Here is a 7,539-nt window from a genome sequence, read left to right on the forward strand (position 1 = left end):
CCCCGTTGGTATCCGCAGCGTCGTGCCACACCAGGTTGGACCATTGGCGGGCCGGACAGTTCGGCGAAGATGAAGATCAGCGCTAATCAATAAAAAATATCGCTTGGTTACGCGCAGCGATTTCGACGGCCTGGTATGCGCGGTGCTCCTGAAACATCTGGACATGATCGACGAGATCCTGTTTGTCCATCCGAAGGACATGCAGGATGGCAAGATCGCCATCAACGACAGCGACATCACCACCAACCTGCCTTTCGTCGCCGGCGTGCATCTGGCCTTCGACCACCATTTGTCGGAGACGATCCGCAACAAGGGCGAGCGCGGCAACCACATCATCCATCCCGAGGCGCCGTCGGCGGCGCGCGTGGTGTACGACTACTACGGCGGCCTGAAGGCCTTCCCGGCGTCGTGGGACGAGATGATGGCGGCCGTCGACAAGGGCGACGCGGCGCGCTTCAACGAGCAGGAAGTGCTCGATCCGCAGGATTGGGACCTGCTGAACTTCCTGATGGACGCGCGCACCGGCCTGGGCCGCTTCCGCGAGTTCCGCATCTCCAACTACAACCTGATGATGGACTTGATCGATTACTGCAAGAACCACAATATTGCCGAGATCATGGCCCTGCCGGATGTGAAGGAGCGCAAGGAGTTGTACTTCGAGCACAACGAGAAGTGCAAGGAGCAGATCCGCCGCTGCGCCACCGTGCACAAGAACCTGGTGGTGCTGGACCTGCGCAACGAGGAGGTGATCTTCGCCGGCAACCGCTTCATCATCTACGCGCTGTTCCCGCAAACGAATATTTCCATCCACGTGCTGTGGGGACTGAAGAACCAAAACACGGTGTTCGCCACCGGCAAGTCGATCCTCAACCGCACGTCGAAAACCAATATCGGCGCGTTGATGCTGGAGTATGGCGGCGGCGGCCACGAGAACGCCGGCACCTGCCAGGTCGACAACGAGCTGGCCGAGGAGGTGCTGGGCGCGCTGATCCAGCGGATCAACTCGGAGGGCTGAGCGGGCCGGCGCGGGCCGCGGTGGCGGCGCGCCAATGAAAAAACGGCACGGTCTTCGCAGACCGTGCCGTTTTCATTGGCGCCACAGAATCAGAATTCTTTTTCGGGCAGGGCGATGGCGTTGTCGACGCTGAACTGGTAGTCCTTGAACACGTGTTCCGCGCTGAGCAGTTGGTAGTCGCCGTCCGGCTTCTTGTGCGTGGTGTCCTTCAGGCGGTAGGTGTAGTGGCCGCAGGTCCAGCAGTTGAAGTTGCGCATGTGGGTGCACAGGCAGGTCTTGTCCATCACCACGACGGTTTTCTCGTTCGGGTGGGCCGCCACTTCGCGGTTGTAGGAATTGATGTAGGCGCAGTTGCCGGTGGCGTCGAGCAGGTAGCCGTAGGATTCGCAGCCCGGGCGGATGCCGGCGCCGATCGCCGGCGTGCCCTTGAGCATGCGCATCGGGTAGCCGGTCGGCGAGATGCCGTTGACGATGATGTCGTCCTCGGTGGCCTTGACGTATTCCTGCTTGACCTTGGCCGGCAGGCCGCACTCGTGGGTGATGGTGAAGCGGGTGGCCACCTGCACGCCGGCGGCGCCGGCCTCGAGGAAGCCGACCGCGTCGCTGCCGGTGAAGATGCCGCCGGCGGCGATCAGCGGGATGTCGAGTTGCTCGCCTTTCAAGTAGGCGAGGACCTCGGCGGTGATGGTGTGCAGGTCGTACTCGGCCCAGTCCATGCCGAAGCCGAGGTGGCCGCCGGCCAGCGGGCCTTCGACGATGATGAAGTCGGGCAGGCGGTCGAGCTTGGCGTTCTTGCGCAGGAAGATCTGCAGCGCGCGCACCGAGGAAACGATGATGCCCAGCTTGGCGTCGCGGAAGCGCGGATGGTCGGCGATCAGCGCGAAGGAGCCGAAGTGCAGGCCGGCCGACAGGGTGATGCCGTCGATGCCGGCGTCGAGCGCGGCGTTGAGGCGCACGCGCAGGGTCTCGCGCGGACCGTTCATGGTCAGCTTTTCCATGCAGTTGACGAAGATCAGGCCGGGGCCTTGTTTCGCTTCCATGGTGGCGCCGACGTGCAGGCGTTGCGCCTCGGCCAGGCGACCCAGGTCGAACTGCACCACGGCCTTGTCGGAATTGTTGATGTTGAACTTGTAGAGCTTGGTCTTGTCCTTGACGAAGCTGGTGTCGAAGCGGCGGTCGGAGACGTCCTCCACCATGGCGTCCGAGATGTGGCCGATGCCGCCCAGGCGGGCCGCCTCCAGCGCCAGTTCCGAGGTCGAAATATCCACACCCATTCCGCCAACCATGATGGGCACATACTCGTTTTTGCCAAATCGCAGGCGGAAATCATCAACACGTTTCATTGCTATCCTTAACTACCGTGGTTTGTCGCTGGGCGCTCGCGCCCAGGTCTGTTGCGCTCGCGCAGCAGGGCCTGACATGGGGCTCAAACAGCATTTTACCCCATGTAGACTACCGTTCTGTGACGGCGCGCGGCGTCGGCGGCGCGCTGTGCGGCCGCCGCTCGGGCGCGGAGGAGCCGGCGGCCCGCTCCGGCGGAATCAGTCGCGGAAGTTGTTGAACTCGAGCGGCATGTCCGGCACGTCCTTGCGCAGCATGGCCATGGCGGCCTGCAGGTCGTCGCGCTTGGCGCCGGTGACGCGCACCGCTTCGCCCTGGATGCTGGCCTGCACCTTCATCTTGCTGTCCTTGATGACGCGGACGATCTTCTTGGCGTCGTCGGACTCGATGCCGTTCTTGATCTTGATGATCTGCTTGAGCTTGTCGCCGCCGATCTTCTTGATGTCGCCGTCGTCGAGGAAGCGGACATCGACCTTGCGCTTGGTCAGCTTGTTGGTCAGCACGTCGCGCACCTGTTGCAGCTGGAACTCTGAATCGGCGTAGGCGGTCAGCTCGTTCTCCTTTTGCTCGACGCGGGCGTCGCTGCCCTTGAAGTCGAAGCGGGTGGAGATTTCTTTGTTGGATTGCTCGACAGCGTTTTTCACTTCGATCATATCGGCTTCGGAGACTACATCAAACGACGGCATGGTGATTTCCTTAAAGGTGGAGCGGGCGGCGCACGCGCACGGCGCCGCGGCAAAGGATGACATTTTAACGGACAACCGGCCGCGCGCCCCCATATTGGCGCTGGTTTTTTGCCTGTTTCGCTCTATAATCGACTAAATTGATCGGCTTTCCCATGCATCCACAGTTCCCACTCCAGCACAACTTCCCCCTGCAATCCCTCAACACTTTCGGCATCGCCGCCCGCGCCCAGGCCTATGTGCGACTGGCCTCGGTCGAGCAATTGCGCGCCGTGCTGGCCGACGCCGCGCTGGCCGCCATGCCGCGCCTGCTGTTGGGCGGCGGCAGCAACATCGTGCTCGGCGGCGACTTCGCCGGCCTGGTGCTGCACATGGCCATCGCCGGCCGCGAGCTGGTCGACAGCGACGCCGAGTTTCACTACGTGCGCGCCGGCGCCGGCGAGAACTGGCACCAGTTCGTCCAGTGGACGCTGGGGCAGGGCTGGGGCGGGCTGGAGAACCTGTCGCTGATCCCCGGCACGGTGGGCGCGGCGCCGATCCAGAACATCGGCGCCTACGGCGCCGAGACGCGCGAGCTGTTGCACAGCCTGACCGTGTTCGACCCCGCCAGCGGCGCAACGTTCGCCATGGACGCCGCCGCCTGCCAGTTCGGCTACCGCGACAGCGTGTTCAAGCGGCCCGGCTGCCAGCTCATCATCGTCGACGTCACCTTCGCGCTGCCGCGCCGCTGGCAGCCGAATCTGCGCTACGCCGAGCTGGCGCAGGAGCTGGCCGCGCAGGAATTGGCGCAGCCAAACGCGCGCCAGGTGGCCGCCGCCGTGATCGCGATCCGCAGCCGCAAGCTGCCCGACCCGGCCGTGGTCGGCAACGCCGGCAGTTTCTTCAAGAATCCCGTGGTGACGGCGGCGCAGTGCGCCGACCTGCTGGCGGCGTTTCCCGCGCTGGTGCACCACCGCCAGGCCGATGGCAGCGAGAAGCTGGCGGCCGGCTGGTTGATCGACCAATGCGGTTGGAAGGGGAAGAGCCTGGGCGCGGCCGGCGTGTATCCGCGCCAGGCGCTGGTGTTGGTCAACAACGGCGGCGCCACCGGCGCCGAAGTGATGGCGCTGGCGCGCGCCATCCAGGACGATGTGGCGGCGCGCTACGGCGTGCGGCTGGAGCCGGAGCCGGTGTTCGTTTGAGGCGCGGCGCGGCGGTTGTGACGGCGGCCGATCAGCCGAAGTGGCAGACGTAGTCGAGCGTCTCGACGGTCTCGATCTCGAAGTGGCTGTTGGCGCCGACCTGGAACTGCTGGCCCGCCGCGTAGGTGGTCCAGTCGCCGGCGCCGGCCAGCTTGACCTTGCACACGCCGCCGATCACTTCCATGATTTCCGGCGCGCCGGTGTTGAAGGTCAGCGTGGAGGGGAAGATCACGCCGATGGTCTTCTTGCTGCCGTCGGCCAGCACGATGCTGTGCGAGACGCACTTGCCGTCGAAGTAGATGTTGGACTTCTTGACCACGCTGACTTGTTCAAATTGTGCACTCATGCTGCGATTTCCTTAGGCTGGTTCGAAGGGGAGGGCGGGCGGCCGCGTCGACCACACGGGGTTGCCCGGCCGCTGGGGCGGCGTCAAAAAAACTGCTTGCCGGCGACTCACTTGTTGGCGGCCGCCGTCGCGCCCAGGCTGCCGCGCAGCGCCGGGCCGATCCGGTCGAGCGGCAAAATCAGCTGCGCCGCGTCGAGTTCGGCGGCGGCGCGTGGCATGCCGTAGACGGCGCTGCTGTCCTGGTCCTGGGCGATGGTGGTGTGGCCGACGCGGCGCAGGGCCAGCAAGCCCTCGGCGCCGTCGCGGCCCATGCCGGTGAGCAGTACGCCGACCGCGTCGCCGTGCCAATGCTTGGCCACGCAGTGGAAAAACACATCCACCGAGGGCCGGTAGGCATAGTCCTTGGGAGCTGCATCGTACCGCAAGCGATGCTTTTGATCTAGCACTAAGTGGTCGTTGCTTTTGGCGATCAGCACGCCGCCGGCCAGCAGTTCGTCGCCCTCGGCGATGGCGCGCACCGGCATGGCGACCTGGTCGCCCAGCCAGCGGGCGAAGTGGTCGGCGAAATTTTCGTCGATGTGTTGTACCACCACCACGGCGCAGCCGGGCGGCGGCGTCCAGGCGCCGAGTATCCTGGCCACGGCCACCGGGCCGCCGGTGGAGGCGCCGATCGCCACCAGCGCGTTGACGGCGGCCGGCGGGCCGGCCGGGTGGCCGTTGCCGTTGCGCGGGCTGAGCGCCTGGCTGCCGCCGCTGTGGCGGATCAACTTGTCCATGGTGCGGATCTTGGCCAGCAGCTCGGCGGTGCCGCCGGCCAGGCCCTGCAGCACCGGCGTGGCGGTGACGTCGAGGGCGCCGGCGCCGAGGGCGCGGAAGACCTGGTCGACGTTGTCCTGCGGCCGGCCGGTGACCACCAGGATGGCGCAGGGGCACAGGCGCATGATCTGGCGGGTCGCCTCGACGCCGTCGAGGCCGGGCATGTTGAGGTCCATCAGGATCAGGTCGGGGCGCTGCTCCTGGCACAGGCGCACCGCCTCCAGGCCGCTGCGGGCGATCCACAGCACCTGGTGTTCGGCGGTGCTGGCAACGACGCGGCGCAGCGCCTCGGCGGCCATGGCGACATCGTTGGCGATGGCGATTTTCATCGGCGCGCCTCGCCGATCAGGTCGACCACGGCGTCGAGCAGGGTCTCGTCGTGGAAGCTGCCCTTGGTCAGGTAGTAGTCGGCGCCGGCGGCCAAGCCGCGGGCGCGGTCCTCCGGCCGGTCCTTGTAGGAGACGATCATCACCGGCAGCAGGTGCAGGTGCAGGTCCTTCTTGATCAGGCCGACCAGCTCGATGCCGTCCATGCGCGGCATGTCGACGTCGGTGACGACCAGGTCGTAGCCGCCGCCGCGCACCGCGTTCCAGCCGTCGATGCCGTCGATGGCGACGTCGACCTCGAAGCCGCGGCCCTGTAGCAGCTTGCGCTCCATCTCGCGCACGGTGAGCGAGTCGTCAACCACCAGGATGCGCTTGGTCTTGCGGCGCGCCGCCTGGTCGGCGCGGGCCAGGCGGTGCAGGCCGCCCTCGTGCAGCAGCTTCTCGATCGACAGCAGCAGGTCGGGCACGTCGAGGATCAGCACCGGCTCGCCGTCGTCGAGCAGGGCGGCGGCCGAGATGTCGCGCATCTTGCCGAACACCGGGTCGAGCGCCTGCACGGCCAGGCTTTGCTCGCCACGGACGGCGTCGACCACCAGCGCGTAGCGGCGGCCGGCGCCGCCGATCAGCACCACCGGCAGCTCGCCGGCGCCGGCGTCCATCTCGCCCAGTTCGAGCAGTTGGGCGGCCGAGACCAGGCCGAGGTGCTCGTCCCGCAGCGTGAAGAACTGCTTGTTCTCCAGCGTGTGGATGGCGTCCTGCGCCACCTTGAGCACGCGCTCGACCTTGACGATGGGGATGGCATAGGCCTCCTGTTTGATGTCGACCACCAGCGCCCGCACCACCGACTGGGTCAGCGGCAGCGTGATGGCGGTGCGGAAGCCGCGTCCCAGTTCGGACTCGAGGCGCACCGTGCCGTTCTGTTGGCGGATGGTCTCATGGACGATGTCGAGGCCGACACCGCGGCCGGAGATTTCGTTGGCCGACTGCTTCAGGCTGAAGGCGGGCAGGAACAGGAACTCGAGCAGCTCGGCGGCGCTGAGCGCGGCGGCCATGCTGGCGCCGGCCATGCCGCGTTCGACCACGGCCAGGCGGATCCGCTCCAGGTCGACGCCGGCGCCGTCGTCGCTGATCTCGATGCTGAGCATGCCGGCGCGGTGGCGCGCCTCGAGCACGATGCTGCCGTTGGGCGGCTTGCCGGCGGCGGCGCGCTCGGCCGGCGTGCCCATGCCGTGGTCGACGGCGTTGCGCAGGATGTGGTTGAGCGGACTTTCGATGCGCGCCAGGATGTCGCGGTCGACCAGGGTCTCCTCGCCGACGATGCGCAGGCTGACCTCCTTGCCCATGCCGCGCGCCAGGTCGCGCACCATGCGCGGGAAGGCTTGCACGCCGTCGCGGAAGGGACGCATGCGCAGCGTCAGCACCTCGTCGACCAGGCCGCCGGCGACGGCCAGCACGCGCCGCTCGTAGGACTCGACGGCGGCGATGTGCTCGAGCACGAACTGCTTGAGCGGATGGGCCTTCTGCAGCGCCAGTTGGGACTTTTCCTTGAGCGCGGCGTCGCTGCCGTTGGCGATGGCCTCGTGCAGCTGTTCGAGCTGGACGAACAGGCTGGCCTGGTTGCGCTTGAACCGTTGCAGGTCCTGGATGAAGGGATGCATCTGGTGGGCGTTGATGCGCGACTCGCTGGCCAGCGACAACAGGCGGTCGAAATTGTGGGCGACCTTGGACGGCGCCGGCTGGCGCGTCGCCGTCGCCGGCTCTTCGGTGGCGGTCGGCTGCGGCGCGGCAGGCGGCGCCGGCGCCGGCGTAGCGGTCGCAGCGGCCGGCGGAG

Annotated in this window: 7 protein-coding genes; 2 read left to right on the forward strand and 5 right to left on the reverse strand. The window is 66.7% G+C overall.

Annotation, left to right across the window (positions count from 1 at the left end; all coding sequences use genetic code 11):
* The first annotated feature begins 103 nt into the window (after positions 1 to 103).
* A complete protein-coding gene (locus H7U20_RS01310; protein WP_199517816.1) occupies positions 104 to 1,015 on the forward strand; it encodes an exopolyphosphatase in 912 nt (303 codons plus the stop codon).
* Between the two features lie 89 nt (positions 1,016 to 1,104).
* Here H7U20_RS01310 and H7U20_RS01315 read toward each other — a convergent pair whose 3' ends face one another.
* Entirely contained in the window at positions 1,105 to 2,358 is a 1,254-nt protein-coding gene (locus H7U20_RS01315) for a nitronate monooxygenase (protein WP_199517817.1), read from the reverse strand.
* A gap of 198 nt (positions 2,359 to 2,556) precedes the next feature.
* The gene (locus H7U20_RS01320) at positions 2,557 to 3,042 is read right to left on the reverse strand and encodes a YajQ family cyclic di-GMP-binding protein (protein ID WP_199517818.1); all 486 of its coding nucleotides are present in this window, start codon (positions 3,040 to 3,042) and stop codon (positions 2,557 to 2,559) included.
* Positions 3,043 to 3,194: 152 nt separating this feature from the next.
* On the opposite strand from H7U20_RS01320, the gene murB reads away from it, so the two are divergent.
* Positions 3,195 to 4,220, forward strand: a complete 1,026-nt coding sequence (murB, locus tag H7U20_RS01325) for a UDP-N-acetylmuramate dehydrogenase (protein WP_199517819.1) — start codon at positions 3,195 to 3,197, stop codon at positions 4,218 to 4,220.
* A gap of 31 nt (positions 4,221 to 4,251) precedes the next feature.
* Here murB and ppnP read toward each other — a convergent pair whose 3' ends face one another.
* The 3 genes from ppnP to H7U20_RS01340 all read right to left on the reverse strand — a co-directional run.
* Positions 4,252 to 4,566 carry a pyrimidine/purine nucleoside phosphorylase gene (gene ppnP, locus H7U20_RS01330; RefSeq protein WP_199517820.1) on the reverse strand — a complete coding sequence of 105 codons (315 nt, stop codon included), beginning with the start codon at positions 4,564 to 4,566 and terminating at the stop codon, positions 4,252 to 4,254.
* Positions 4,567 to 4,673: 107 nt separating this feature from the next.
* On the reverse strand, positions 4,674 to 5,711 hold the full coding sequence (gene cheB / locus H7U20_RS01335) for a chemotaxis-specific protein-glutamate methyltransferase CheB (protein WP_199517821.1): 1,038 nt from the start codon (positions 5,709 to 5,711) through the stop codon (positions 4,674 to 4,676).
* A partial coding sequence (locus tag H7U20_RS01340; RefSeq protein ID WP_233410422.1) for a hybrid sensor histidine kinase/response regulator occupies positions 5,708 to 7,539 on the reverse strand: 1,832 nt, incomplete at its 5' end. The genes H7U20_RS01340 and cheB, both read right to left, overlap by 4 nt.

Source organism: Rugamonas violacea (assembly GCF_016461825.1).
GTDB lineage: Bacteria > Pseudomonadota > Gammaproteobacteria > Burkholderiales > Burkholderiaceae_D > Rugamonas.